Annotated in this window: 34 protein-coding genes; 26 read left to right on the top strand and 8 right to left on the bottom strand. The window is 60.3% G+C overall.

Annotated features, from left to right (window positions below):
* Positions 1-174: 174 nt before the first annotated feature.
* A complete protein-coding gene (locus BP858_RS06785; RefSeq protein WP_048104985.1) occupies positions 175-963 on the bottom strand; it encodes a CBS domain-containing ParB/RepB/Spo0J family partition protein in 789 nt (262 codons plus the stop codon).
* Positions 964-1,031: 68 nt separating this feature from the next.
* Positions 1,032-1,502, bottom strand: a complete 471-nt coding sequence (locus tag BP858_RS06780) for an Hsp20/alpha crystallin family protein (protein ID WP_074176077.1) — start codon at positions 1,500-1,502, stop codon at positions 1,032-1,034.
* 156 nt (positions 1,503-1,658) lie between these two features.
* Between BP858_RS06780 and BP858_RS06775 the strand changes: the two genes are divergently transcribed.
* On the top strand, positions 1,659-2,357 hold the full coding sequence (locus BP858_RS06775; RefSeq protein ID WP_074174796.1) for a hypothetical protein: 699 nt from the start codon (positions 1,659-1,661) through the stop codon (positions 2,355-2,357).
* Positions 2,358-2,405: 48 nt separating this feature from the next.
* Positions 2,406-2,672, top strand: coding sequence for a thioredoxin family protein (locus BP858_RS06770; protein ID WP_074174797.1), 267 nt, complete (start codon positions 2,406-2,408; stop codon positions 2,670-2,672).
* 432 nt (positions 2,673-3,104) lie between these two features.
* On the opposite strand, the gene BP858_RS06765 is transcribed toward BP858_RS06770, so the two are convergent.
* Positions 3,105-3,695, bottom strand: coding sequence for an HVO_0476 family zinc finger protein (locus tag BP858_RS06765; protein ID WP_074174798.1), 591 nt, complete (start codon positions 3,693-3,695; stop codon positions 3,105-3,107).
* Between the two features lie 33 nt (positions 3,696-3,728).
* Here BP858_RS06765 and BP858_RS06760 point away from each other — a divergent pair, with 33 nt between their 5' ends.
* Positions 3,729-4,163, top strand: coding sequence for a DUF371 domain-containing protein (locus BP858_RS06760; protein ID WP_214166042.1), 435 nt, complete (start codon positions 3,729-3,731; stop codon positions 4,161-4,163).
* Positions 4,164-4,208: 45 nt separating this feature from the next.
* Here the strand turns inward: BP858_RS06760 and BP858_RS06755 are convergent, their stop codons facing one another.
* The 3 genes from BP858_RS06755 to xseA all read right to left on the bottom strand — a co-directional run bounded on the left by BP858_RS06755 (position 4,209) and on the right by xseA (position 5,897).
* A complete protein-coding gene (locus BP858_RS06755) occupies positions 4,209-4,397 on the bottom strand; it encodes a hypothetical protein (protein WP_145916335.1) in 189 nt (62 codons plus the stop codon).
* Positions 4,398-4,483: 86 nt separating this feature from the next.
* Entirely contained in the window at positions 4,484-4,669 is a 186-nt protein-coding gene (gene xseB / locus BP858_RS06750; RefSeq protein ID WP_062261416.1) for an exodeoxyribonuclease VII small subunit, read from the bottom strand.
* On the bottom strand, positions 4,653-5,897 hold the full coding sequence (gene xseA / locus BP858_RS06745) for an exodeoxyribonuclease VII large subunit (protein ID WP_286879157.1): 1,245 nt from the start codon (positions 5,895-5,897) through the stop codon (positions 4,653-4,655). Before xseA ends, xseB begins: the two co-directional genes overlap by 17 nt.
* Before the next feature lie 45 nt (positions 5,898-5,942).
* Here xseA and BP858_RS06740 point away from each other — a divergent pair, with 45 nt between their 5' ends.
* From BP858_RS06740 to BP858_RS06630, 23 genes are all read left to right on the top strand, one after another.
* The gene (locus tag BP858_RS06740; protein ID WP_286879156.1) at positions 5,943-6,767 is read left to right on the top strand and encodes a sugar phosphate isomerase/epimerase family protein; all 825 of its coding nucleotides are present in this window, start codon (positions 5,943-5,945) and stop codon (positions 6,765-6,767) included.
* A gap of 96 nt (positions 6,768-6,863) precedes the next feature.
* Complete coding sequence (locus BP858_RS06735) at positions 6,864-8,144, top strand: hemolysin family protein (RefSeq protein ID WP_286879155.1); 1,281 nt, start codon at positions 6,864-6,866, stop codon at positions 8,142-8,144.
* A gap of 11 nt (positions 8,145-8,155) precedes the next feature.
* Positions 8,156-8,782, top strand: coding sequence for a phosphoribosylglycinamide formyltransferase (gene purN / locus BP858_RS06730; RefSeq protein ID WP_062261427.1), 627 nt, complete (start codon positions 8,156-8,158; stop codon positions 8,780-8,782).
* Between the two features lie 74 nt (positions 8,783-8,856).
* Positions 8,857-9,174, top strand: a complete 318-nt coding sequence (locus tag BP858_RS06725) for a ribonuclease P protein component 4 (protein WP_062261430.1) — start codon at positions 8,857-8,859, stop codon at positions 9,172-9,174.
* A complete protein-coding gene (locus tag BP858_RS06720) occupies positions 9,171-9,431 on the top strand; it encodes a YhbY family RNA-binding protein (RefSeq protein ID WP_062261433.1) in 261 nt (86 codons plus the stop codon). The genes BP858_RS06725 and BP858_RS06720 overlap by 4 nt, the downstream gene beginning before the upstream one ends.
* A gap of 51 nt (positions 9,432-9,482) precedes the next feature.
* A complete protein-coding gene (locus BP858_RS06715) occupies positions 9,483-9,932 on the top strand; it encodes a 30S ribosomal protein S19e (RefSeq protein WP_014866193.1) in 450 nt (149 codons plus the stop codon).
* A gap of 19 nt (positions 9,933-9,951) precedes the next feature.
* Positions 9,952-10,290: a DNA-binding protein gene (locus BP858_RS06710; protein WP_062261437.1), complete on the top strand. Its 339-nt coding sequence runs from the start codon at positions 9,952-9,954 to the stop codon at positions 10,288-10,290.
* Positions 10,290-10,880 carry an alpha hydrolase gene (locus BP858_RS06705; RefSeq protein WP_014866195.1) on the top strand — a complete coding sequence of 197 codons (591 nt, stop codon included), beginning with the start codon at positions 10,290-10,292 and terminating at the stop codon, positions 10,878-10,880. Before BP858_RS06710 ends, BP858_RS06705 begins: the two co-directional genes overlap by 1 nt.
* 19 nt (positions 10,881-10,899) lie before the next feature.
* Complete coding sequence (locus tag BP858_RS06700; RefSeq protein WP_014866196.1) at positions 10,900-11,052, top strand: 50S ribosomal protein L39e; 153 nt, start codon at positions 10,900-10,902, stop codon at positions 11,050-11,052.
* 4 nt (positions 11,053-11,056) lie between these two features.
* A complete protein-coding gene (locus BP858_RS06695) occupies positions 11,057-11,320 on the top strand; it encodes a 50S ribosomal protein L31e (RefSeq protein WP_014866197.1) in 264 nt (87 codons plus the stop codon).
* 1 nt (position 11,321) lies between these two features.
* The gene (locus BP858_RS06690; RefSeq protein ID WP_014866198.1) at positions 11,322-11,984 is read left to right on the top strand and encodes a translation initiation factor IF-6; all 663 of its coding nucleotides are present in this window, start codon (positions 11,322-11,324) and stop codon (positions 11,982-11,984) included.
* Between the two features lie 7 nt (positions 11,985-11,991).
* Positions 11,992-12,183, top strand: coding sequence for a 50S ribosomal protein L18Ae (gene rpl18a, locus BP858_RS06685; protein ID WP_014866199.1), 192 nt, complete (start codon positions 11,992-11,994; stop codon positions 12,181-12,183).
* A 1-nt stretch (position 12,184) separates the two neighbouring features.
* Complete coding sequence (gene pfdA, locus BP858_RS06680) at positions 12,185-12,631, top strand: prefoldin subunit alpha (protein ID WP_062261440.1); 447 nt, start codon at positions 12,185-12,187, stop codon at positions 12,629-12,631.
* Positions 12,631-13,698 carry a signal recognition particle-docking protein FtsY gene (gene ftsY / locus BP858_RS06675; RefSeq protein ID WP_062261443.1) on the top strand — a complete coding sequence of 356 codons (1,068 nt, stop codon included), beginning with the start codon at positions 12,631-12,633 and terminating at the stop codon, positions 13,696-13,698. Before pfdA ends, ftsY begins: the two co-directional genes overlap by 1 nt.
* A complete protein-coding gene (locus BP858_RS06670; protein WP_014866202.1) occupies positions 13,698-15,026 on the top strand; it encodes a signal recognition particle protein Srp54 in 1,329 nt (442 codons plus the stop codon). Before ftsY ends, BP858_RS06670 begins: the two co-directional genes overlap by 1 nt.
* 1 nt (position 15,027) lies before the next feature.
* A complete protein-coding gene (gene trmY, locus BP858_RS06665) occupies positions 15,028-15,618 on the top strand; it encodes a tRNA (pseudouridine(54)-N(1))-methyltransferase TrmY (protein WP_062261446.1) in 591 nt (196 codons plus the stop codon).
* Positions 15,597-16,832, top strand: coding sequence for a tRNA pseudouridine(54/55) synthase Pus10 (locus BP858_RS06660; protein WP_074174805.1), 1,236 nt, complete (start codon positions 15,597-15,599; stop codon positions 16,830-16,832). Before trmY ends, BP858_RS06660 begins: the two co-directional genes overlap by 22 nt.
* Positions 16,833-16,841: 9 nt before the next feature.
* On the top strand, positions 16,842-17,135 hold the full coding sequence (locus tag BP858_RS06655) for a 50S ribosomal protein L21e (protein WP_014866205.1): 294 nt from the start codon (positions 16,842-16,844) through the stop codon (positions 17,133-17,135).
* Positions 17,136-17,156: 21 nt separating this feature from the next.
* On the top strand, positions 17,157-17,507 hold the full coding sequence (locus tag BP858_RS06650; protein WP_062261452.1) for an RNA polymerase Rpb4 family protein: 351 nt from the start codon (positions 17,157-17,159) through the stop codon (positions 17,505-17,507).
* A gap of 17 nt (positions 17,508-17,524) precedes the next feature.
* Positions 17,525-18,088 (top strand): DUF655 domain-containing protein, encoded by a 564-nt coding sequence (locus BP858_RS06645; protein ID WP_062261455.1) that lies wholly within the window; start codon positions 17,525-17,527, stop codon positions 18,086-18,088.
* A complete protein-coding gene (rsmA, locus tag BP858_RS06640; protein ID WP_062261457.1) occupies positions 18,085-18,885 on the top strand; it encodes a 16S rRNA (adenine(1518)-N(6)/adenine(1519)-N(6))-dimethyltransferase RsmA in 801 nt (266 codons plus the stop codon). Before BP858_RS06645 ends, rsmA begins: the two co-directional genes overlap by 4 nt.
* Complete coding sequence (locus tag BP858_RS06635) at positions 18,860-19,453, top strand: HemK2/MTQ2 family protein methyltransferase (protein WP_062261460.1); 594 nt, start codon at positions 18,860-18,862, stop codon at positions 19,451-19,453. Before rsmA ends, BP858_RS06635 begins: the two co-directional genes overlap by 26 nt.
* 172 nt (positions 19,454-19,625) lie before the next feature.
* The gene (locus tag BP858_RS06630) at positions 19,626-21,017 is read left to right on the top strand and encodes an MATE family efflux transporter (protein ID WP_014866210.1); all 1,392 of its coding nucleotides are present in this window, start codon (positions 19,626-19,628) and stop codon (positions 21,015-21,017) included.
* An 89-nt stretch (positions 21,018-21,106) separates the two neighbouring features.
* Here the strand turns inward: BP858_RS06630 and BP858_RS06625 are convergent, their stop codons facing one another.
* Both BP858_RS06625 and BP858_RS06620 read right to left on the bottom strand, forming a co-directional pair.
* Positions 21,107-21,976, bottom strand: coding sequence for a S16 family serine protease (locus BP858_RS06625; RefSeq protein WP_238320438.1), 870 nt, complete (start codon positions 21,974-21,976; stop codon positions 21,107-21,109).
* 296 nt (positions 21,977-22,272) lie between these two features.
* Positions 22,273-22,446 carry a hypothetical protein gene (locus tag BP858_RS06620; RefSeq protein WP_157203609.1) on the bottom strand — a complete coding sequence of 58 codons (174 nt, stop codon included), beginning with the start codon at positions 22,444-22,446 and terminating at the stop codon, positions 22,273-22,275.
* Positions 22,447-22,651: the final 205 nt, after the last annotated feature.

Here is a 22,651-nt window from a genome sequence, read left to right as displayed (position 1 = left end):
GTTCTGTTCCATCGTGCCCGGGTCCGGCTTCTGCGGGGAGGGGGCGAGCCCGGGGAATCGGTCGCGTTCCTGCGTGCAGCCTCTCGTTCTGCCCCATGAATGCTCCCGCGCGGCTTTCCGCGAGAGGCTGGTGATCCCCGCACCAGACCCCACAAAATAAGATGAAATGGTCCACTAACCGTGCCGCACAAGCCGGTGCGTCAGCGCGACAAGGGGATGGCGGGCGTAATCGAGCACCTTGATGTCGTCGAGCGTGTGGAGATTCAGTGTCCGTGCCGTCCGCTCCATCCCGAGTTCGATGTTCTCCCTGACCTCGATGATGTAGGCGTCGAGGTTCTTGATCCCGAGCCTCTTCGCCGCTATCGCCCGGTGATGTCCGTCGACCAGGATCCAGCGGCCCGGCCGCCTGACCACGATGAGGGGTTCGGCAAGCCCCTTCTTGATCTCGTACATCCGTCCTTCCAGTTCGTCCTCGTAGATCTTAGACTGGGTGGGCAGGAGGTCGTTGATCGGGACCGAGCCTCTTCGTAACGTCGGCTCGACTCCGTAGAGTTTTTTGAGGGTCTCGATGAACTTGAAGACCTTATCAGGCGAGACATGCTCGATCTGGGACCTGATGACGTCGGCGTTTGATATGATTCCTATGAGTTTATTGTCCTCGTCGACGACCGGGAGTTTCTGGATGCCGGAGCGGAATATGACGCGGGCCGCATCGTTCACGCTCATGTCGGGGTCGGCGACGATGAGGTGGCGGGACATCACCTGCTCTATGGGTGTTGCCGGATGGGCAAAGAGGAGGTCCCGTGCCGAGATGTAGCCTACCACCTCTTTTGCGTTATCCACGACCGGGAATCCGTCATGGTGTGTCTTTTTTATAGCTTCGGTGACGTCCCGGACCGTCCCGTGGGCGTTGACGGTGACGACGTCGTAGGTCATGTAGTCCTTGACCCGCTTCTTCTCCATCATGATAGTGTCACGCTGGCTCATGATGAATTGTTCGGTTGAAATTGGTGGGAGAATGGAAAAAAGGGTTACTCGATGGGGATTGTTGTCCCTACCTCGGTCGGTAATTTCTTCAGCCTGACCTCGAGGACACCGTTCTTGAACGAAGCGGTGGCGCCCTCTTCGGTTACCTCGACGGGGAGCATCACCGTGCGGCTCATCTGGCCGTAGACGCGCTCCCGCATGAAGAAGTCCACAGCCTCCTCCGCGGTCTCGCCCGCCCGCCGGCTTGTGATCTCCAGGTGCCGGGGGTCGATGAGCCTGACTGAGACGTTCTCTTTCTCGACCCCGGGGAGGTCAGCAACGACGATCACTTCGTCTTCGTGGTCACGGACATCCACGCGGAAGTCCCGGACCGCCGGGACGACCCGGCCCCTGAGCTCTTCTCCCCGTGCGCCGATTCCCCCGAGCATGGACTGGAACCTGCTCTCCATCTCGGCCATGAGGTCGTCAAAATCCTGCCATATTGTCCGATATGGCCCTCGTTCAATTCTTGCCATCTTCATTGCTCCTATTGTATGAAATGGCCCCAGAGCGTTCCAGGCACTGAGGCTAACCTAAAGGTAGTGTTTTAAATATATAATTATTAGTATTGGGGCAGCTGTCCAGTACAGAACAATACTATTTTATTTTAACGAAAGACGATTGTACTCCAGATGAAAAAGACTCAGCAGAAGGGCTCGAAGAGCGACGATAAGGCCTGGATGAAATGGGCCTACGTGGGAATCGCCCTGCTTGTTGCGGTGGCCATGGTGGGTTCCTACTTTGCCCCGATGTTCAACAAAGGGCAGGCCGCCCAGGCGGGGAGTACGGCGTTGATCGGCTACACCATCCGCGATGAAGCCGGGCGCCCCCTCATAACGACCGATCAGGGTCTCCTGGAGAATGAATACAAGAAGGGGAACGCCGTCCTCCTCTCGAGGGGCATGGAGATCCCTGTCGGCGGACAGATCTCAGGTGAGAACATTGCCGTTCTCCCGGTCGTGTACCCAAGTATCACTGGGTTCTCGGGTTTTTCCCTCCTTGGCTTTGAGATCAATTCCATATCCGGGGGACTCGTCGGGATGCGGCCCGGCGAGACGAAGACCATCAGTTTCGCGTATGGGGAGAATAAACTCGAGAAGAACCTGAGCGAAGAGGACGCAGAAGGTCTTGGTCTTAATTTCACTGAGTGGAAGGTGGGCGACCTGGTCCCGCTCGGGCTGACGACATCGCCTGATATCCCGGTGGGCAACGATACCGCTGAAACGCCGGCACTGCGGTTCGGCAAAGTCACCGCCAAGACCTCTGACTCGATGGTCATCACCTACCGCTACGGCAGCGCCGACGTCACGCTCAATGGTATAACCGGGTGACGAAACCACCCAACAGGTTTTTTATAGTCACGCCGCTTTCTGCCATATATGACGGTGAAGGTGATAAGTTTCTTCCAGGAGGGCTGCATGGGGTGCGAGGAGCAGGCCCCGGTCCTCCAGGAAGTCGAGAAGGACCTCGGGATCGAGATCGCGGTGATCGATGCCGTGAAGAACCCGCAGTACATCAAGGAGTATAAACTCCGGGTGACCCCCACAACCCTCGTCATCGAGGGTGATGAGGTCAGGGAGCGGATGGAGGGGTTCGTCCACCGCGAAGACCTCGAGGCTGCTATCCGGCGTCACCTGCCCGGATAACGCGGTGCAGCGCCCCCTCCTTTCGCGATTTTTCTGTTTGTAGTCTGGTGAGCCGCCACCTGTCCTTTCCGGTAAGTCACAATCCCGGGGCCGCTCCCGGGTGCCGCCTCGTGCGGGGAGGGGGCTCGCCCCCAGGGGCACTATCCGCCACGGTCCAGTGTATGGGGTGAGCCGGGGGAGGAGGCCGAAGGCCGAGAGGGGTGGGGGTTTCGGAGAGAGTACTAACGGTACCCACCTGCGGGGAGGGGAGTCCCGCCCCCCTCCCCGGCCTCCACCCCATAGGACGATATTCCCCACGGTCCACTGTATTGGGATGGGGACAGGCATCAGGACCGGAACAGGGTTTCAACAGAGTCTTTGTCTCTGATCTTCAAGGGAATCCGGGGGCTGGCCCCTCAGCGCTCCCCGTCTCGTCCCGGCCTGACGGGAGGATCACCATCTGCGGGGGCGTCCCTCAAGGTAGCCGTAGATCCTCTTTATCCGGCGGGCCACCGTCTTCCAGCCTTCTTTGCGTATGACCGGGCCGTCGCGGAGTTTTATATGCGATATCCTGATCCGCCGCCCGCCGAAGGTATAGGTCTCCCCGACGACGAACTCGTCCTCCCCCTCAGCGGTCTGGTAGAGCGGGATGGTCGTGCGCCCGGAGTGGACGGACGCCCTCACCACGACCTGCTCGATCCCCCGGGTCCAGAGGGTCGTCACCTCTGTGGCCTCCGCCCGGCGGACTCTCTTCTCCCCGGCCTCGATGCCGGTGACCTCGACCCCGATCGCCTCGTCCCCGCACTCTGCAACGATATGGTCCCCGAGGGTCACGACCTCACCTTCGAGCATCTCCACGCTGCAGACCTCTGATTCCGTCTCCCGGCTCACGATCGCCTTGACGGTGAGGATACGGGGTTCGGGGGGTTTTGGCACCCGGTGGATCCGGCCGCACTCGCTGCACTGGACAACCAGTTCGGCGGCCTCCCGGAGAACCTGGTGTTCGCACTCCTCCTTACATGCGGGGCAGACGATAGTAATCATTCAATAGCAATGGAATCCCTCTCCTAATTAAGCATGAAGGCGAGGGATATCGTGCGGGCACGGGGGCACCCGCTGGTCCAGGGCACCCACCCGACGACGTTTGAGGTAACAAGAGACGAGACACTGACGCTATCAGGCGACTGCATCATCGGCATCGCCGCAGACAAAGGTGCTGCCGACCTCGACCCCGGCCTGAGGGCGCTGCTCCGCGATGACCGGGCGGTGCTCACGACCAGGCTTGTTGCCGGCGGCCAGACCGTTGTGGTCAGGTCACAAGGAAGCGCGGCGTTCACCCTGGACCACCCCGCCGACCTTGTCTGGCGACGAAGCGACTTCGTCTCGGATCGGACTGTCGGCATCCGCTCCGACCATGTCGCGGCCGCACTTCCCCGGGAGTTCATCGAGGCGCTCCGGCGCGGGGAGGAGCTGGTGGTCGAGCTCGAGGCCGAGATCCCGGAGGGGACCTGACCCGCGTTTGGCAGGTCGATCTACCCCCACGTGCGGGGGAACCGCTCACCGGGTGATCCGCATCCCGTCCCGGATCTCTCCAAGCACCAGCAACCCAACTGCAAGGAGGAGCGCGACCGCGAAGAGCCCGAAGACCAGAATCAGCCCTGCCGGGATCGCTCCGAGGAGATGCAGGACTGTAACGACGCCTAAGACGAAGACGGTTATTATCGCCCCTGCTTTCTCATCTACCATGATGGAGAATGCACCGTCCGACGTCATATATGCTCCGGGACGGGTGCGGCGGTTCGAGACCGGCATCAGGCCGGGGTTCTACCGGTTCACTGGTCGCGGCCGAGCTCCGTGAGTTTCATCTCGGCTTCGCCGAGGAGGTCTTCGCACTGCTTCACAAGGAGAGCGCCGCGCTCGTACATGGCGATACTCTCTTCAAGGCTTCCATCCCCGTCTTCCAATCTCCGGACAATCCCACGCAGCTCTTCCAGCATCTCTTCAAACGTCTTTGTCATGAGTTATATCCTCCACGACGGCCCTGCACCGGCCGTCCTTCATCCGCAGCACCACATGCTCCCCCGGGCTGAGGTCGCCGGCACTCTTCACGATCCTCCCGCCCGACTCGGCGATGCAGTAGCCCCTCTTCAGGATGGCGAGCGGGTTCTTCCCGGCGAGGCTCGCCCTGACCTCGGCGAGCGCGGAGCGCTCCCGCTGCACCCGGGAAAGCGCCGCCCGTCTGAGCAGTTCCTCGTGCTCGGCGAGGCGCTGCATCCGCTCGTGGATCCGGCGTGTGAGCCGCCGGGGATGCATGCGCGCCCGCAGGTCCTCAACCTCACGCCCCGCGGCATCGATGCGGTGGGAGAGGAGCGCCCCCATCCTCTCTTCGTATCCGGCGAGGTCCCGGAGCACCTCCCGGCGGTCGGGCACAGCCCGTTCCGCAGCCGCTGACGGCGTCGGCGCCCTGAGGTCAGCGGCAAAATCGCAGAGCGCGGTATCCACCTCGTGCCCGACGGCGCTGATTACCGGGGTCCTGCAGCGGGCGACGGCCCGCACGACATCCGGGTGGTTGAAGGGAAAGAGGTCTTCGAAACTCCCGCCACCGCGGCCGACGATGATCACGTCCACGAGTCCGTCGACCCGCTGGATCGCCTCCGTGATCTCGGTATGCGCCCCCTCGCCCTGGACAGCAGTCGGTGAGAGGACCACTTCCGCGGCCGGATACCGCCGGGAGATGACCGAGAGAATATCCTTCAGCGCTGCGCCGGTCGGGGAGGTGACCACACCGACCTGGTGCGGGAATGCGGGCAGGGGCCGTCTTCGTTCAGGGGAGAAGAGCCCTTCGGCATCGAGTTCCCGTTTCCAGCGCTCCACCATCAGGTGGCGCTCGCCGCGGCCTGCCGGGAGCATCTCCCTGACAATCAACTGATACCTGCCGTGGGGCTCATAGACCTCCACCGTTCCCCAGGCGAGGACGTCCATACCGTTCTTCGGCGTAAATTCGAGCCCCGAGGCGTAGGTGCGCCACATGACGCAGTTGATCAGCGCCGAACTTCTCCCGTTCTGCTCCGAAAGCGAGAAGTAGCGGTGGCCGGAGGCATGGTCCTTATAGTTGGTCACCTCCCCCCGCACCCAGATCTGGTGCAGGCGCATGTCGTCGAGGAGGTCGCAGATAAGCCCGGAGACCTCTGAAACCCCGAGAATCGGAGTCCCGAAGAGGTCCGGACTGCCGGAAGGACCGCGCATAACAATCACAATCTATTAGACCGATGGTTTATATCAACTACTCTTATGGGTCGAATCGCCGTCTCGACAATGTTCTTCCACGAGTACCCGTGTGACTACATCTTTGACTACGTCGCCGAGGCCGGGCTTGACAGTCTCGAGTTCTGGGTCGAGACGCCGCACTTCTGGCTTCGCGGCCTCCCTGAGGACGACCTTGTACGGTGTATCGCCGACCACCCGGAACTCTCACCGATCACCGTTCACGCACCGTCGCTCGACTTAAACCCCTGCTCCATCAACCCGAAGGTCGCCGGGATATCGGTCGACTACGCCATCGAGGCGGTCAGGATGGCGGACCGGGTCGGTGCCGACGTGATCACCGTCCATCCCGGGAGAAGGACGGCAAAACGCCACCCGAGCGCCTACGACTTCCGGCGGTTCGAAGAGTACATCGACCGGCTCCGGGAGGCCGCAGGACAGACGCGGGTGCGGGTGGCGATCGAGAACCTGGAACCGCGGGTCAACGCCCTCCTCTCCATGGCGGACGACGCGGCCGAGGTGCTCGAACGGGAGCCCTGGCTCTGGTTCACGCTGGATATGGGGCACGCCATGATGACATCCTGCGACGAAGTGATCCGGTTCATCGACCTCTGCATAGACCGGATGGCAAACATCCACGTCAGCGCAATCGGCGGGAACGGGCGGCCCCACCACCCCATCCACGACGACCCCTCCGCTATCCGGGTACTTACGGAACTTGCCGACCGGGGCTACGACGGTTACCTCACCCTGGAACTCGAGGATATGGTCTTTCCAGGCTCCCTCTCCTCAGAAGAGAAGATTGTGCTCTTGATGCGGGAATTGGATACGTTAGATGCGATATTCTCCTGAAGCGCTGGTTTTATAATCTCTGCCCACAACATAATTCATATATCCTCAACAATTAATCAGATATTAGATGCAGCCGTTCACTGCGGCGTGGAGTAAATGGTAATCATAGACCTAGTAACCATAGAGATCATATTATTTTTCATCTGTTTGCTCCTATCGGGCTTCTTCTCAAGTTCTGAAGTCGCTCTCATATCAATAACCCGGGCGAAGGTCCATGCACTCCTCAACCAGGGGCGAAAAGGAGCAAAGGCGCTCGACATCCTGAAACGGTCGACCGATACCGTCCTGATCACCATCCTCATCGGGAACAACATCGTCAACATCGCCGCGGCATCACTCGCGACCGCTATCGCCATCGGCATCTACGGCGACGTCGGTATCGGGATAGCGACCGGTGTTACGGTCATCCTGATGCTGATCTTCGGCGAGATCGGGCCGAAGATGTATGCATCCCGGCACACCGAGGAACTGGCGCTCCGCGTCGCCCTGCCCATCCTCTACCTCTCAAAGGTGATCTACCCGGTGCTCTGGGTCTCAGACCGTATCAAGCAGCAGTTCGCCTTCAGGCCGGGGGTGACCGAACCGGTCGTCACAGAAGAGGAGATCAAGGAGTGGATCGACGTCGGCGAGGAGGAGGGGACCATCGAGGAACAGGAGCGGGAGATGCTCTACTCGGTGCTGCGCTTCGGCGACACGACAGTTCGCGAGGTGATGACGCCCCGTGTCGACGTCGTTATGATCGAAGATACAAGCACCCTTGAAAACGCCCTCTCCATCTTCAACGAGACCGGTTTTTCCCGGATCCCGGTCTACCATGAGCAGATTGATAACGTCGTCGGGCTCTTAAACATCAAGGACATCTTTGCGGCTGCCTTTCGCCAGCAGACGGACGTGACGATCAAAGACCTGATGTACGAGCCCTGTTTTGTCCCGGAGAGCAAGAAGATCGACGAACTCTTAAAAGAACTCCAGGTGATGAAACAGCATATGGCGGTCGTCCTTGACGAGTACGGATCGTTTGCCGGTATCGTGACGGTCGAGGATATGCTCGAAGAACTGGTGGGCGAGATCATGGACGAGTTCGATGAGGAGGAGCCCGAGGTGCAGAAGATCGGGGAGGGTGTCTATCTGGTCGACGCACAGGCGTGGGTGGGACACCTCAACGAGGATCTGAACCTCAGCCTCCCGGAGACGGACTCGTATGAGACCATTGGCGGCCTGGTCATCGACCGGCTGGGACATATCCCCCGCCGTGGTGAGGTGGCCAGGATCGATGAGAGCAACATCAAACTGGTGGTGACGCAGATGCAGGGCCGGCGGATTGTCAAGGTGAAACTGGTCATCACCCCCCCGGTCGTGCCGGAGGAGTCCGGATGAGGAAAAGACCCATGGATCCAGAGATACCTGTTTGCAGAAAAAGGATTGCAGTGCTCGCCTCGGGGAGAGGATCAAACTTTCAGGCAGTGATCGACGCCATCGCGGCCGGGGATATCCCGGCGGTCTGTGTCGGCCTCGTCACCGACAACCCCGGTGCATACGCAATAGAGCGGGCCAGGGCCGCCGGCATCCCGGTGACGGTCGTCGAGTATGCGCGGTTCCCCTCAAAGGCCGCCTACGAAGAGGCACTGCTTGCGGCGATGCGGAACTGTCGTGCCGACCTCTTTGTCCTCGCCGGTTACATGCGGATCCTCGGATCCGCCATCGTGCACGAGTTCTCGGGCCGGATGATGAACATCCACCCCGCCCTGCTCCCGGCGTTCGCCGGCCTGCACGCGCAGAGGCAGGCGATCGAGTACGGGGTGAAGGTCGCGGGCTGCACCGTCCACCTCGTGGATGAAGGGATGGATACCGGACCTATCGTCGTCCAGCGGTGCGTGCCGGTCCTCCCGGGCGACGACGAATCAATGCTCGCCGACCGGATCCTCATCGAGGAACACGAAGCCCTCCCGCTCGCCGTGAAACTCTTCTGCGAAGAACGCCTTGAGGTCACCGGGCGGCGGGTGCGGATCCGCTGACCCCGGACATCAAAATCTTATACTCTTCCGCCTCCAATCTCAAGACCTACTATCTCGATGGAACGGATCGCACCATGGCAGATACAACACGAAAATCAGGCTCCCGGAGGCTTGCACGGGAGAGGATCGAGATCCTCTTCGCGCGTGCTGCGGAGTTCTACCCTGAAAACCCTGTATGGAGCAACCGCTGTGTGGAATTGGCACGAAAGATCGGCATGCGTCACCGGATACGGATAGACCGGCACCTGAGGCGCCAGTTCTGCCGCCGGTGCAACACCTACCTGGTCCCGGGGTCGAACGCGCGGGTCAGGATCCACCGGGGGTGTGTGATCGTCACCTGCCTTGCCTGCGGGCACCGGTCACGGTACCCGGTCGGGAGGCCGCAACCGTGAGGAGAGAATCGTTCCAGGACCTCAAGCCCACCATCTGGATCGGGAAGCGGGGTGCAACGGGCGTCATGATCGATGAGATCCGGCGCCAGCTCAAGAGCCGTAAGATCGTCAAGGTCAGGTGGCTCCGGAATACGGAGGTCGATCCTGAGAGTATAGCGGCATCGGCCGGTGCTGACCTCCTGGAGGTCCGGGGGCGGACACTCGTCCTCGCGGAGCGGCGGAGCCGATCGCCCGGCCGGGATTCTCGAAATATATAAAACATCACTGGACGAATATGTAAAGACTGTTAGCGATAGTGAGGTTCATCTATGACGACTGTATATGACATCCCCGCCGATATCCTTATCCGGCAGGTGGCAGAAGAACTCAAGAAAAACCCGCAGATTCAGCCCCCGGACTGGGCCGCTTTTGCGAAGACGGGGGTACACAAAGAGATGCCTCCCGAGAATGACGACTGGTGGTACGTGCGTGCGGCGTCGGTCTTCCGGCGTGTCTATATCGACGGTCCGGTCGGAACCCAGAAGATGCGCTCAATCTACGGCGGCAAGCGTAACCGGGGTTCGGCCCCGGGGCAGTTCCGGCGGGGAAGCGGTTCGATCATCAGGAAGGTTCTTCAACAGCTCGAGGCGGCCGGATACGTCTCCCACACCAGTGAGGGACGCACGGTCACTGCGGCCGGCAGGTCGTTCCTCGACAACGTCGCGCACGGCCTGAAGGCCGAGGCCGCCGGGACTGCACCGGGACTTGCGAAATACTAATCTAATGGAGGTATGACTGATGGTAGATGACGAACTCGCGGAAATCCGCCGCCGGAGGATGGAACAGCTGCAGCGGCAGGCGATGGACCAGCAGACTGTGGAAGAAGAGGCTTTGCGCCAGCAGCAGATCGAATCACAGATCCGCCTCGCGCTCATGGAGATCCTCGAGCCTGAAGCGAGGGAGAGGCTCAATACCATCAAGTTGACCCGGCCGGAGTTTGCGAAAGCGGTTGAGCAGCAGCTTGTGATGCTGGCCCAGGGCGGGAGGATCCGGCAACGGATCACCGACGACCAGCTCAAGAGCCTGCTTGTGCAGTTGACGCCGTCAAAGAAAGAGTTCAGGATTACACGGAAATAATGGAAGCAGGTGTGCTCTTCTCGGGAGGGAAAGACAGCGCGCTGGCGGCGATCCTGCTTGCGCGTGATTACGGCGTGGAGTTGAATACCTGTGTCTTCGACCCCAACCGGAAGGTTCCGGCGGTGCAGGCCGCGGCGGCCGCCCTGAACCTCCCCCTCCGCATAAGGGTGCTCGGGAATGACCTCCTTGAGGAGGCCGTCGACCTGCTTCTGTCGTGTGGTTATCCAAACGACGCGATCAGCATGATCCACCGGGCGGCTGTCGAGACCCTCGCGGCTGAGTACGCGGTTGTCGGTGACGGCACCCGCCGGGACGACCGTGTCCCCAGGCTCGAGCGGTCCGAGGTGCAGCACCTGGAGACAACCACCGGTTGCTCGTATGTCAGGCCGCTGCTTGGCTACGGAAAACCGGAGGTGGAGCGCCTTGCAGGAAGGCTGCTTGTGGTGCAGTACGGGGAGACAGGCAGTATCGGGAACGGCGACTACGAGCAGGAGATCCGGGGGGCTATCTGTGCCCGCGGTATCGATCCGGCATCGTTCTTCCCTCCCAACCACCTGCAGTCGCTGGTGGTCGGCAGGAAGGAGACCTGAAATATTGCGAGAGTGAGTTATGAGCAAGGTAGTGAAGGGCCGGAAGATCCGGCTGGCAAAGGCATGCGAGCAGAACCGCCGCGTGCCGGCATGGGTGATGATCAGGACCAAACGTGCGGTTGCGTCGCATCCGAAACGGCGCAACTGGAGACGGAGTACCTTAAAGGTGTAGGGTTATGGCAGAGGCATTAAAGGAGCATATCTATATCATACCTCTCCGTGAGGTGAAGCGTGCGCCCCGGTGGAAGCGGGGTAACACTGCTATCAAGGATATCAGGGCGTTTCTCGAACGGCACATGAAGAGCGAGGACGTCAAACTGGACCGAAGCATCAATGAGAAGGTCTGGGAGAACGGCAGTGGAAAGCCCCCGCGAAAGATTCGCGTCCGCGCGATGAAGTTCGAGGACGGGCAGGTCCAGGCCGAGCTCGCTGAGGAGTGAAATGACAGGGACGATCGATCTTTCCGGTGATCCAAACATCGGTGTGTACGCCCGCGTCTTTGAGGACGTGGCGATCGTGTACCCCGGGGCTCCCCGGGAATTCACCGACGCTCTCGCGGAGGAGCTCGATGTCGAGATCGTGGTCACCTCCATCCAGGGAAGCGCCATCATCGGTTCGCTTGTTGCGGGAAACAGTCAGGGCCTGGTCGTCAGCGGTCTTGCCGCCGCCGACGAGGTGGCTGCCCTCGAGGAGTACCGGGATGTTCTCCTGTTTGAGGGGTCCATGAACGCGGCAGGCAACGTCATCCTCGCCAACGACTATGTCGCCGCTGTCCATCCCGATATGGAGATCGACGTCGCTGAAGAGATCGGGTCGTTCCTCTCGGTGCCGGTGGTCAGGCTCTCGCTTGGAGGCATCAAGACCGTCGGCATGGCCGGATACGCAACGAACAGGGGGATCCTTGTCCATCCGCGGGCCAACGAGACGGAGGTCGCCACCCTTGAACGGGTCGTCGACCTTCCTATCGGCCTTGGTTCGGTGAACATGGGCAGCGGCCTCGTCGGCACCGGAGTCCTTGCGAACAGCAAGGGATACATTGCAGGGTCCTTCACGAGCGGGTTTGAGCTGGGACGAATAGAAGAAGTCTTTGGGTTTTTGGAGTGAGTGAGTCATGGAGAACCAGACGTTTGAAGTTGTGGGCGCGTGTATGATCAAGAACGAGTGGAAACCCTACCGGAAGGTAGTCGCGGCCCCGAACGAGAACCAGGCAAAAGAGCGGGTTTTCGCGGATATCGGGAGCAAACACCGCCTGAAGAGAAGTTATATCACCATCGAGTCGGTTAACGTAGTAGCTGGTGAATAACGTGGAGCAGGTAGATCCTCGCGAGATACAGACCCTCCAGATGTACTTGAACGAGTACGGGCAGCAGATAGAGATCCTGACGCAACAACTCGGGATGATCGAGCAGCAGCGCCTTGAATCCGCTGCCGCAATCGAGTCCATCAGGGCTATCCAGGAGAATGAGGACGGGATCGTCCTTCTTCCCATCGGGGGCGGCGCTCTCCTCAGGGTGAAGGTGCTCGATCGCGGACATGTTCTGGTGAACCTCGGGGCCGACGTCTCTGTCGAACGGGCCAGCGCCGATGCGGTGGAGTATCTCGAGGATCGGATAACAGAACTTGAAGCGCTGGGCAAGAAGGTCGCAGGCTCCATCGAGCAGTTGCAGGGACAGGCAACGCAGATCTCGCGGCGCCTCGAAGCTGCCTACCAGGTGGCCCGACAGGCCCAGGCAGGCCAGAGCGGATCCTGATGTTTGATTCCTTAAAGAAAAAACTTCAGAATATAAGGACTAAATTCACCTCGAATATCGAGGAGGCTGCCGGAGCCGAACCGGCTCCACCGGCAGCGGAGCAACTGCCGGAGCCGGAACCCTCTTTAGTCCCGCCCCCTCCAGAGGAGGAAACGGCCCGGGAGGGGCGGGATGAGCCTACGTTCCTCAACAAGCTGAGAGTTCTTGTCCGGGACCGTGAGGTCCTCCTTGAGGAGAAGGATATCGAGGAGCCTCTTTTTGAACTCGAGATGGTCCTCCTCGAAAACGACGTCGCACTCCCGGTCACTGACGAGATCATCGCCCGGATGCGCAAAGACCTTGTGGGCCGGCACAAGAAGATCGGCACTTCGGTCGACGAACTGGTCGCATCCACCCTCCGGTCGGCGCTCTGCGGGGTGCTGGGCGACGGCCTCGACCTCCTCGACTATGTCAGGGAGAACGAGCGGCCCGTGAGGATCCTCTTCACCGGCGTGAACGGGACCGGGAAGACGACGACTGTTGCAAAGGTCGGTCATTACCTCCAGAAGAACGGTTTCTCGGTCGTGATCGGCGCAGGAGATACCTTCCGTGCGGGGGCGATCGAGCAGATCAGAACCCATGCCGACCGTCTCGGGATCAAGGTGATCCAGCACCAGGCGGGCGCCGATCCCTCCGCGGTCCTTTTTGATACGGTCCAGTACGCAAGAGCGCACAACATCGATGTTGTCCTCGCCGATACCGCCGGGCGGTTCCATAACCGGGCAAACCTCATGAACCAGCTTGAGAAGATCCGGCGGGTCATGAAGCCGGACCTCGTCGTCTACGTCGATGAGGCGGTGGCAGGGAACGATGCGGTCATCAGGGCCGACGAGTTCAACCGCGCGGTCGGCACCGACGCGGTCGTCCTGACGAAGGCTGATATGGATCCCAAAGGCGGCGCTGCCATATCGATTGCGCATACCGTCGGAAAACCGATTCTCTTCCTCGGGACCGGGCAGGGGTACGACGATATCCTGCCGTTCTCGCCCCGCGTTGTGGTGGATGAACTGCTGGGGGATGAGGCCTGATGCTCGATAACCTTGGTGCGTCACTCAAAGACGCGGTTAAGAAACTCGCCGGCAAGACGGTGATTGACCGGGCGGCGGTCGATGAACTGGTGCGCGACCTGCAGCGGGCGCTTCTGCAGGCAGACGTCAACGTCAAACTCGTGATGCAGCTGTCGCAGGCGATCAAGCAGCGTGCCCTCGACGAGGAGCCCCCAAAAGGGATGGGCGCGCGCGAGCACGTCCTGCGGATCGTCTACCAGGAACTCGTCCGCCTGATGGGGACGCCGGGAGCGGTGACGCTCGGGCCCCAGACGATCCTGATGGCTGGCCTGCAGGGGAGCGGGAAGACCACGACGACCGCGAAACTCGCCCGCTTCTTCCAGCGGAAGGGACTCAGGGTCGGGGTGATCTGCGCCGATACCTTCCGGCCGGGTGCGTATGATCAGTTAAAGACCCTCTGCGACCGGATCAGCGTCCCCTGTTTTGGCGATCCAAAAGAGCCTGACGCCTTGAAGATTGTCAGGGAAGGGCTGCCCCGGTTCCGCAAGCTCTACGAAGTGATCATCATCGACACCCAGGGGCGGCACGCCCTTGAGGAGCACCTGATCGAGGAGATCATCAACATCAACGAGATATCGCACGCCGACCACCGGTGGCTCGTGATCGATGCGGCGCTTGGGCAGCAGGCGAGCGAGCAGGCCCGCCGGTTCCATGAGGCTATCGGGATCGACGGCGTCCTCGTCACCAAGATGGACGGCACCGCGAGAGGCGGCGGTGCCCTCTCGGCCGTCGCTGAGACGCAGAGCGGGATTGTCTTCATCGGGAGCGGTGAGACGATCGAGGACCTTGAGCGGTTCAACCCGGACGGGTTCATATCCCGGCTGCTCGGGATGGGCGACTTAAAAGCGCTCGTCGAGCGGGCGGAAGAAGCGGTCTCGGCCGAGGATATCGATGTCAACGCCATGCTCAAGGGCAAGTTCACGCTCCGGGATATGTACAAGCAGCTTGAGGCGTTGAACAAGATGGGGCCCTTAAAGCAGATCATGAGCATGCTCCCCCTCGGCGGCATGCAGATCCCGGACGACGCCTACGATATCACCAGCACCAAGATGGCGCGCTATAAAGTGATCATGGACTCGATGACGCCTTCGGAACTCGATGACCCCGCGGTCATCGGGAGTTCCCGGGTCCAGCGTATCGCCCGGGGTGCCGGGGTGGCGCCTGAAGACGTCCGGGACCTCATCAAGTACTACAAGATCATGCAGCGTGCCTTAAAAGGCATGCGGGGCATGGGCGGCGGCAAGTTCAACATGCAGCGCATGATGAAGAAGTTCGGCAGGACCCCGTAAGATGAAACGGTTTGTCGTCGTGGGCCACCTTGCCGCAACGAGCGGCACCTTCAGCCTCAACGATCTCCCGGGAAGCGCCGGGAGGATGGATATCCTCTGCCGCTGCATCAACTCCTCGCTCTTCCTCTCCCACGACCTCCGGCGCGACGTCGAGTGTTACCTCATCCTCCGCGGCGAACCAGACCCGGAGAAGACCGTCCTCTTCCGGGGGAGCGCTGTCCGTTACCTCTCGCCCGACGAGCGGAGCAGTGCCGCCCTGATCAAGAAGGCGCTCTCGATCCCCTGTGGGGACTCTTTCCGGGAGTCGACCCCCGGGGTCTACGTCCGCCGTGGGGGACTCTCGCGGATCCTCTCCGAGATCCCGTTTGCGGTCCTCGATGAGGCGGGGGAGGATATCAGGGGCGTTCCGGTGCTGCCTGAGGCCTATCTCCTCTCCGACCACCGGAACTTCACTCCGGAGGAGCAGGAGATGCTTGAGGGGCGGGACCGCTACTCGGTGGGGCCGTTGTCGCTGCATGCCGATCACACTATCACTGTCCTCTTAAACGAGATGGACCGGAGGGAATCTGGATGGATATCATCGAAGAGGTAGAAGCAATCCTTGGATACGGCGATACCTGCAACCATTGCCTCGGGCGGTTCTTCGGCAGACGGTCGTTTGGGCTGACGAACGAAGAACGAGGGAGGGCGCTGCGGATCGCGCACGAGATCACGGCGAACGAACCGCATCAGGAACCGGCACCGGAGTCCTGCTGGATCTGCGGCGGCGAACTCTCCCGCACCGATGCCTGGGCCGCAAGGGTCGTGGAAGCGATGCAGGGAATCGAGTTTGAGACGTTCCTTATCGGGACACGGGTGCCGCCGCTGATGGCGGAGAGCGAGGAGATGGTCTGGAGCGATCTCTCCCTGCGTGACCCCGAACCCCTGAAGGCTGAGATGAACCGGGAGGTGGGGAAGGCTGTCTCGGAACTCTCCGGGAAGGTGGCCGACCTCCAGAAACCCGACGTCGTGGCGATCCTCGACCTTGCGAACGAGACCGTCGAGATACAGGTCAACCCTGTCTTCTTTGCCGGCCGTTACCTGAAGTACGAGCGTGGGATCCCGCAGACCCACTGGGACTGCCGGGCCTGCAGGGGGGCCGGGTGCGAGCGTTGCAACTTCACCGGAAAGCAGTACGCAGACTCGGTTGAGGAGCTGATCGGCCGGCCGGTGGTCGAGGCCTTCGACGCCGAAGGCGCCGTCCTCCACGGTGCCGGCCGGGAGGATATCGATGCCCGGATGCTCGGGTCGGGCCGCCCCTTTGTTATGGAGGTCGAGACGCCGCGGAAGCGGTCGGTGGACCTCGCGGCGCTTGAAGCGGAGATCAACCGGAGCGCTGAAGGCAGGGTGGCGGTCCACCTGACCGGGTGGGCGGACCGGAAGATGGTGCAAAGCCTTAAATCCGACAAAGCGCATAAAAAATACAGGATCCTGGTCGAGATCGACGGTCCTGTAACGTCAGATGAGTTCAGGACGGCCCTCGATCAGCTAAAAGGTGTAACGATACGACAGCGCACCCCTACACGGGTGTCACACCGGCGGGCAGATAGAGTTCGGGAACGGCAGGTCATCGATATCCAGTGTACTGGCACACAGGACGACCGATACTGGGTCGAAGTCGTCGGTGAAGCAGGCCTCTACATCAAGGAACTGGTATCTGGTGATGGCGGCCGAACCCAGCCCAGCCTTGCCCAGATCCTGGGGCGCACCGCAAGTGTTGTCAGCCTCGATGTGGTGCAGGTCAGAACAACGAACGAGCAAAGGTGAGTAAATCTTATGGCACATCACAATGGACCACGCAAGAAGACGCGGTATAAGTTCAAGAAGGACCTCCGAAGACGCGGTATCCCCCCGGTATCCTCGGTGATTCAGGAGTTCGAGATCGGGCAGAGGGTTCACGTCGTGGTCGAACCGAGTGTCCAGAAAGGCATGCCCCACCGGAGATTCCACGGGAAGACGGGGACGGTCATCGGGCAGCGCGGACGCGCATGGATACTCGAGATCAGGGATGGAGATGCGGTAAAGCAGGTTATCGCGAGACCGCAACATCTAAGAGCGCAGAGAGTATAATCCTCAACAGTAGTGATTGGCATGAAGGTAAAACGGATCGTTAGCGAAGAGCGGATACTGCTTCCCGAACTGCGTGATACTCTCCTCACCGTGGAAGCCTCCCGGCTCGAATCTGGAGAAGAGATGTCCTACGAACTTCGTAAGAGCATCGAGCATGCCAATCATCTCGCAAAGACGTCCGCTGAGAAGGCCCGCGACCTGGTCGATGAGCTCATGAAGCTTGAGAAGATGAAGGAGGACATCGCCTACCGCATCGCGAACCTGATGCCGCGGACCCGGGACGAACTGCGAGCAATTTATGCCAAAGAACGATTTAACCTCACGACGGAAGAGCTCGACGAGATCCTTGATCTGGTAATGACCCACTTCTAACAGTTGGGGTGGTGTCTATGAAGACCGAGAAGAAAGAGGAGAACGCGGTAATCATCGATATACTCCCTATGGGGTATGCGAATGATCCGCGTCCGGTTTATAAGCGTGAACCGGTTGTGCTCGCCGTGGGGGTTGACCAGTTCAAGTTGCTTGAGCTCATCCCGAAGGCGGGTGCCGATATCCAGATCCATGACCGCGTCTACATCGGTGATGGGGAGCGGGATACGATCGAACGGGTCAAGCGGCGGATCAGCTACGATGACCTGACGGCGACGGCAAAACTGGAACTCCCGTTTGTGGTCGAGCAGATCGTCCTTGAGAACGAGAGGCGGTTCGTCGACTTCTTCAATAAGTCTCTCCCGATCACGCCGAAGTTCCATATGCTCCATCTGCTTCCCGGCATCGGGAAGAAACTGATGTGGGAAGTGATCGAGCAGCGGGAGAGGAAGCCATTTGAAAGTTTTGAGGACATCTCCCGGCGGATCAAGTCGATACCGCACCCGGAACGTATGATCATCAGCCGGGTTCTGCGCGAGATCGAGGACCCGAACGAGAAGTACCATATCTTTACACTGAAATGAGTGCTCCGAAGGATCAGCACTTTCTCGTCGACCAGAGGGCCGTCGAGAAGATCGCCGGTTTTGTTGATGTTTCCGGCCGGAGGGTGCTCGAGATCGGGCCCGGTGAAGGGGTCCTCACCCGCGCTCTCCTCGGCCGGGGTGCGACAGTCGTTGCGGTAGAGGTCGATCCGGCTCTTGTGGAAGAACTTGAGTTCCTGTTTGCCGACGAGATTGCGGAAGGGCGTCTTCAGCTGGTTCCAGGCGATGCGACGAAGGTGGACTTCCCGCCGTTTGATATCGTCGTCGCAAACCTCCCCTACTCCGCCTCTTCAAAGATCACGTTCCGGCTGCTTGAGTCCGGGTTTGAGGTCGCGGTCCTGATGTATCAGAAGGAGTTTGCGCGGCGGATGATAGCGCGGCCCGGGAAGCCCGGCGTCGGGCGGCTCTCGGTGATGGTGCAGACCTATGCCTCGGTAAAACCGCTGCTTGAACTCTCGCCGAACTCTTTCCGCCCAAAACCCCAGGTCCGCTCCTGGGTGGTCAGGATCACGCCGCACGAACCGCCGTATCCGCTTGCGGACCGGCGGGTCTACGCGGATGTGGTCAGGGTGCTCTTCTCCTACCGGAGGAAGACTGTCAGGAAGGCGCTCCGGAGCGGCAAGGATACGTTTGCGCCTGAAGCGATCGAGCGGGCGATCGCGGGCCTGCCTGACGACCTCCTGCAGCTGCGGCCCGAAGACCTGTCGCTTGAGGAGTTTGCGCTGATAGCAAACCGGATGAGCGGGTGCCTGCATGACGAACTGCCGGCAAGAGGCTGACGCGGCCCCGGACCAGGTCTATCCTCCTGCCGAGGATTCGCATCTCCTTCTTCGTGCGGCGCTCCGGGAGATCCGGCCGCCCGACCGGGTGCTTGAGGTCGGGACCGGGAGCGGCTACGTTGCGGCCTCCGTTCTGGGCCGGGCGGCGAGTGTGGTCGCGACCGACATCAACCCCCACGCGGTGGAGTCCGCCCGTGCCCGCGGCGTAGCGACGGTCCGAACCGATCTCTTTGCGGGGTTGTCGGGCCCCTTCGACCTTGTCCTCTTTAACCCCCCTTACCTGCCGACACTTCCCGAAGAGCGGATCGACGACTGGCTGGAGTACGCCCTCGATGGCGGTCCCACGGGGAGGGCGGTGATTGAGCGGTTCGTCGCGGACGTTGGACGGGTGCTCGCGCCGTTCGGGCGGGTCCTGCTGCTCGTCTCGTCCCTGACCGGGCCTGACGCGGTGCGGGAACTCTTTGCCGGTCAGGGGTTCGTCTCGTTCATCGTCGATTCAGAGCCGCTTGAGGACGAGACCCTCTATGTGCTCAGGGCGATGCGGGACCTCTGCCGGGCGGGGGCGTGAGCGGCCCCGGTTTCTTCCCGATCCTGCTGAACATCTCCCCCGCCCGGGTGTTCCCAATGGCCCGAATTGAGGCGGAATTGGTCTTATTTTTGTTTTTATTGGAGGATTGAGCTTTAAATGGGCAGTCAAACTTTATCGCCTATCACCTCATATAATACGTGATAACTTGACGATGCAGTATTCGAATAACTTCCTCACCGAGGGATCAGTCGGAAAAGGCCTCTGGATAGTGGCACTCCCGATCATTATCAGTAACTTCCTCGCGAGTATCCTGGAGGTGGTGGATATGTACTTCATCGGCAAGCTTGGTGATATCCCGATCGCCGGCGGAGCGATGAGCATATCCATCATAATAGTGCTTACCACCGTGATCTTCGGGACCGTGACGGCAACTGCTGCGTTTGTATCGCGAGCGTACGGATCAGAGCGGTTTGATCGCATCCCGGTGATCCTTTCGCATTCGCTTTATTTGGCACTCGCCTTCTCGGTGGTTCTTGCGGTCATCGGTATGTTCTGGTCGCAGGACCTCCTCCTGCTCCTGGGAGCTGACCCCGAGGTTGCAATGGTAGGGGCACGCTTTCTCTCCCCGATGCTGATAGGAATGTTTGTGTTCGTCACTCTGATGATCCTGACAACCGTCTTCCAGAGCACGGGGGATTCCAGGACACCGATGTTTGTGATGATCGTAGTGAATATCGTAAACATTATCCTGAACCCAACACTGATCATGGGCCTTGGCGGTTTCCCGGCATTCGGAATAGCCGGATCTGCATATGCGTCCCTTGCGTCGCGTACGACCGGCGTGCTGCTTCTGATCGGGGTGATGTATCTCCTGCCGTCCAGGAAGAACGGACCGGTCAGATTCCCGAAGGAATGGGTGTTTGAACCGCGGCTAATTAAGGATATCATGAAGGTCATGATACCATCGGCGGTACAGAGCGGGGTCAGGAGTTTTGCGTTCCTGGGGATGACAGCGATCGTAGCACTGTACGGCACGGCAGCGGTGGCAGCATACGGTATCTGCCAGCGCCTGGATATGTTGGGCCTGGTGTTCGTGATGGGGGTTTGCACGGGAGTCGCGGTGATGGTCGGGCAGAACCTGGGAGCGGGAAAAGTAGCGAGGGCGGAGAAAGTGGTCAGGATTGCGATGATCGTGAATGCGTCATTTATGGCGGTTGTAGGTATCCTGTACCTGCTGTTTGCGAAGCACCTCCTGGCGTTCTTCGGCGCGACAGGAGAGTCGCTTGCAGGCGGCATCCTGTTTATGCGGATAATCCCCATGTCGTATTTTGTGATAGCTATGGCGATGACGATGGGATTTGCGATGAATGGTGCGGGGATGACGAGACCCGGCATGTACGCGGCGATCACGGGACAATTGATCGTGCAGGTGGGTCTTGCGGCGATCTTTGTGGCGATGGACCTGCCACTGCAGTCCATCTGGTTCGCGGTAGTCTGCGGCACAGTAGTGGTGTTCCTGTGCGATCTGTTCTTCTACAGGCAGGGTACCTGGAAGACAAAGAAACTAGATCTCGGTGGAGAAATTAATCCAGAGAGTCTCTAACAATCTTTTTTCAACCAATGTCATACGGAGCCCCGGGTCCGCCGGGGGAGGTCACCCGCCACGGCCATGGCCGTGTGTCCCCGTCACCATCAGGCAACCGCGGTGACCGGGGTCTCCGCGGGCAGGCGGACATCGGCGAGCAGGCCGTCTATGGAGTCCACGTACTCCACTCTGATGCCGTAGTTCTCCTCGATGTACTCTTTTGCGTCCACAGCAACAGGCCGCTGCCTTGCTATACTCAGCCCGCCGAGCGTTCGGGTCTCCTCGCGGTACTCAAACACCTGGTTGTTCTTCTCTGAGAGGAGCAGGAGCGTCTTTCCGCTCGCTGCAGCGGCCTCGGCCTTCACGAGGATTCCCCCGACCGGGCCGATCTCCCCGTTCTCATTGATGGTTCCGGTCACAGTCACGTTCTCGTTGAGCGAAAACCCCTCCAGCACCGAGAGGAGCAGCGTTGTCATCAGCGCCCCCGCGCTGGGGCCGTCGATCTCGGAGACCTCTTCCGGCCCCTGGATGCTGAAGATGATGTCGCTTGTCGAGAGGTTCACGTGGGAGTGGTTCTGCGCGACAGCGACTGCCTGGTTCGCAGCGTCCTGGAAGACCACCCCCATCAGGGGCGTTGTCTGGACGAGCACCCGGCCCCGTCCGGGCACGACCTCGGCTGAGATGTCCACCATCGCGCCCTCCTCGGTCACCCTGTCCGGGGAAAAAGGACCGCCCCGGCCGGCCTCGATCTTCTGGAGGATGACCGGCGCCTGCATCGACGCCGTACCTCCGGCCCCCGCTTCCTTCTCTGTCGGGAGAGGAGCCGGGGTCGTGACCGGGCATACATCATCTGTCGGAGATTGGGAAAGAATCCGGGCCGGATCCTCTCCCGGGACAAGGGCGACGACCAGGAGGAAGACGTTCATGACGAGCGATAGAATGAGCAGAGTCGCCAGGGTCTTCTCCCGCATGCGCATATGGTACCCGGACACCATTCATCCAGATATACCTTTCCGAAGATCGGTGCAGGAAGGCGCTATCCCCGGCTGCCTGGCTTGTTCTTCACCAGGGGTTTGGTCGCCCCAATAACCCCCACAGACTTCCATGTGAGGCAACCTGGGGTGCAGACGGCGTTCTGGTCGCACGCAAAGCCGGGAAGTATGGGATTATTCAAGACCCTGGAGCACTCCGGCAATCCAGACAGGCGGGGTAGCAGAAAAATAGGGGGTTGAGAGGCGATCTATCTGGTAGGGCGTTTTTGGGAGGCTCCCTGTCACCCGTCCTCTTCCAGGGAGACCTCAGTGGTCTCCGGGGAGAGAGCCGCTTCAGGGGATATGTCAAAGTACGATTCGATGATTGAATCGTTCTCACGATCGTGATACTGCTTCCCTCCGTCCCTGGTTTTCATCCAGAGGCGGATCTGCTGGAGTAGTGTCACATAGCTCATTCCTGTTGTCTTCAGCGGGGAGTCACCCGCTGACGTATGCCATTCTGATCCTCGAAGAATAAATCCATTATGATACGGCATTCTGCCGATATCGCCGTCAGGTTCTACGGTATTTAAAAAAGGGCGGTTCATAGGGGTTATTTTTAGATCCCGACCCGGCTCCCTCACCCACGCCGGAACATCCCGTCGAGTTTCCGTTTATCGA

It is taken from the genome of Methanoculleus sp. UBA413, assembly GCF_002502935.1.
Lineage (GTDB): Archaea > Halobacteriota > Methanomicrobia > Methanomicrobiales > Methanoculleaceae > Methanoculleus > Methanoculleus bourgensis.
Note: the sequence above shows the minus strand (reverse complement) of the source record. Positions and strands in the feature narration are given on the sequence as shown.

What these genes read in the sequence shown, in the direction of transcription:
- trmY (WP_062261446.1), top strand. Translation starts at nt 15,028, where the DNA reads ATGAAACGGTTTGTCGTCGTGGGCCACCTTGCCGCAACGAGCGGCACC.
- ftsY (WP_062261443.1), top strand. Translation starts at nt 12,631, where the DNA reads ATGTTTGATTCCTTAAAGAAAAAACTTCAGAATATAAGGACTAAATTC.
- BP858_RS06705 (WP_014866195.1), top strand. Translation starts at nt 10,290, where the DNA reads ATGGAAGCAGGTGTGCTCTTCTCGGGAGGGAAAGACAGCGCGCTGGCG.
- BP858_RS06770 (WP_074174797.1), top strand. Translation starts at nt 2,406, where the DNA reads ATGACGGTGAAGGTGATAAGTTTCTTCCAGGAGGGCTGCATGGGGTGC.
- BP858_RS06755 (WP_145916335.1), bottom strand. Translation starts at nt 4,397, where the DNA reads ATGGTAGATGAGAAAGCAGGGGCGATAATAACCGTCTTCGTCTTAGGC.
- BP858_RS06650 (WP_062261452.1), top strand. Translation starts at nt 17,157, where the DNA reads ATGAAGGTAAAACGGATCGTTAGCGAAGAGCGGATACTGCTTCCCGAA.
- BP858_RS06710 (WP_062261437.1), top strand. Translation starts at nt 9,952, where the DNA reads ATGGTAGATGACGAACTCGCGGAAATCCGCCGCCGGAGGATGGAACAG.
- BP858_RS06780 (WP_074176077.1), bottom strand. Translation starts at nt 1,502, where the DNA reads ATGGCAAGAATTGAACGAGGGCCATATCGGACAATATGGCAGGATTTT.
- BP858_RS06765 (WP_074174798.1), bottom strand. Translation starts at nt 3,695, where the DNA reads ATGATTACTATCGTCTGCCCCGCATGTAAGGAGGAGTGCGAACACCAG.
- BP858_RS06695 (WP_014866197.1), top strand. Translation starts at nt 11,057, where the DNA reads ATGGCAGAGGCATTAAAGGAGCATATCTATATCATACCTCTCCGTGAG.
- BP858_RS06725 (WP_062261430.1), top strand. Translation starts at nt 8,857, where the DNA reads ATGGCAGATACAACACGAAAATCAGGCTCCCGGAGGCTTGCACGGGAG.
- xseA (WP_286879157.1), bottom strand. Translation starts at nt 5,897, where the DNA reads ATGCGCGGTCCTTCCGGCAGTCCGGACCTCTTCGGGACTCCGATTCTC.
- BP858_RS06775 (WP_074174796.1), top strand. Translation starts at nt 1,659, where the DNA reads ATGAAAAAGACTCAGCAGAAGGGCTCGAAGAGCGACGATAAGGCCTGG.
- BP858_RS06635 (WP_062261460.1), top strand. Translation starts at nt 18,860, where the DNA reads ATGACGAACTGCCGGCAAGAGGCTGACGCGGCCCCGGACCAGGTCTAT.
- BP858_RS06645 (WP_062261455.1), top strand. Translation starts at nt 17,525, where the DNA reads ATGAAGACCGAGAAGAAAGAGGAGAACGCGGTAATCATCGATATACTC.
- BP858_RS06655 (WP_014866205.1), top strand. Translation starts at nt 16,842, where the DNA reads ATGGCACATCACAATGGACCACGCAAGAAGACGCGGTATAAGTTCAAG.
- BP858_RS06760 (WP_214166042.1), top strand. Translation starts at nt 3,729, where the DNA reads ATGAAGGCGAGGGATATCGTGCGGGCACGGGGGCACCCGCTGGTCCAG.
- BP858_RS06735 (WP_286879155.1), top strand. Translation starts at nt 6,864, where the DNA reads ATGGTAATCATAGACCTAGTAACCATAGAGATCATATTATTTTTCATC.
- BP858_RS06625 (WP_238320438.1), bottom strand. Translation starts at nt 21,976, where the DNA reads ATGCGCATGCGGGAGAAGACCCTGGCGACTCTGCTCATTCTATCGCTC.
- BP858_RS06785 (WP_048104985.1), bottom strand. Translation starts at nt 963, where the DNA reads ATGGAGAAGAAGCGGGTCAAGGACTACATGACCTACGACGTCGTCACC.
- rpl18a (WP_014866199.1), top strand. Translation starts at nt 11,992, where the DNA reads ATGGAGAACCAGACGTTTGAAGTTGTGGGCGCGTGTATGATCAAGAAC.
- BP858_RS06700 (WP_014866196.1), top strand. Translation starts at nt 10,900, where the DNA reads ATGAGCAAGGTAGTGAAGGGCCGGAAGATCCGGCTGGCAAAGGCATGC.
- BP858_RS06660 (WP_074174805.1), top strand. Translation starts at nt 15,597, where the DNA reads ATGGATATCATCGAAGAGGTAGAAGCAATCCTTGGATACGGCGATACC.
- BP858_RS06670 (WP_014866202.1), top strand. Translation starts at nt 13,698, where the DNA reads ATGCTCGATAACCTTGGTGCGTCACTCAAAGACGCGGTTAAGAAACTC.
- rsmA (WP_062261457.1), top strand. Translation starts at nt 18,085, where the DNA reads ATGAGTGCTCCGAAGGATCAGCACTTTCTCGTCGACCAGAGGGCCGTC.
- xseB (WP_062261416.1), bottom strand. Translation starts at nt 4,669, where the DNA reads ATGACAAAGACGTTTGAAGAGATGCTGGAAGAGCTGCGTGGGATTGTC.
- BP858_RS06620 (WP_157203609.1), bottom strand. Translation starts at nt 22,446, where the DNA reads ATGAGCTATGTGACACTACTCCAGCAGATCCGCCTCTGGATGAAAACC.
- BP858_RS06630 (WP_014866210.1), top strand. Translation starts at nt 19,626, where the DNA reads ATGCAGTATTCGAATAACTTCCTCACCGAGGGATCAGTCGGAAAAGGC.
- BP858_RS06740 (WP_286879156.1), top strand. Translation starts at nt 5,943, where the DNA reads ATGGGTCGAATCGCCGTCTCGACAATGTTCTTCCACGAGTACCCGTGT.
- purN (WP_062261427.1), top strand. Translation starts at nt 8,156, where the DNA reads ATGGATCCAGAGATACCTGTTTGCAGAAAAAGGATTGCAGTGCTCGCC.
- BP858_RS06690 (WP_014866198.1), top strand. Translation starts at nt 11,322, where the DNA reads ATGACAGGGACGATCGATCTTTCCGGTGATCCAAACATCGGTGTGTAC.
- BP858_RS06715 (WP_014866193.1), top strand. Translation starts at nt 9,483, where the DNA reads ATGACGACTGTATATGACATCCCCGCCGATATCCTTATCCGGCAGGTG.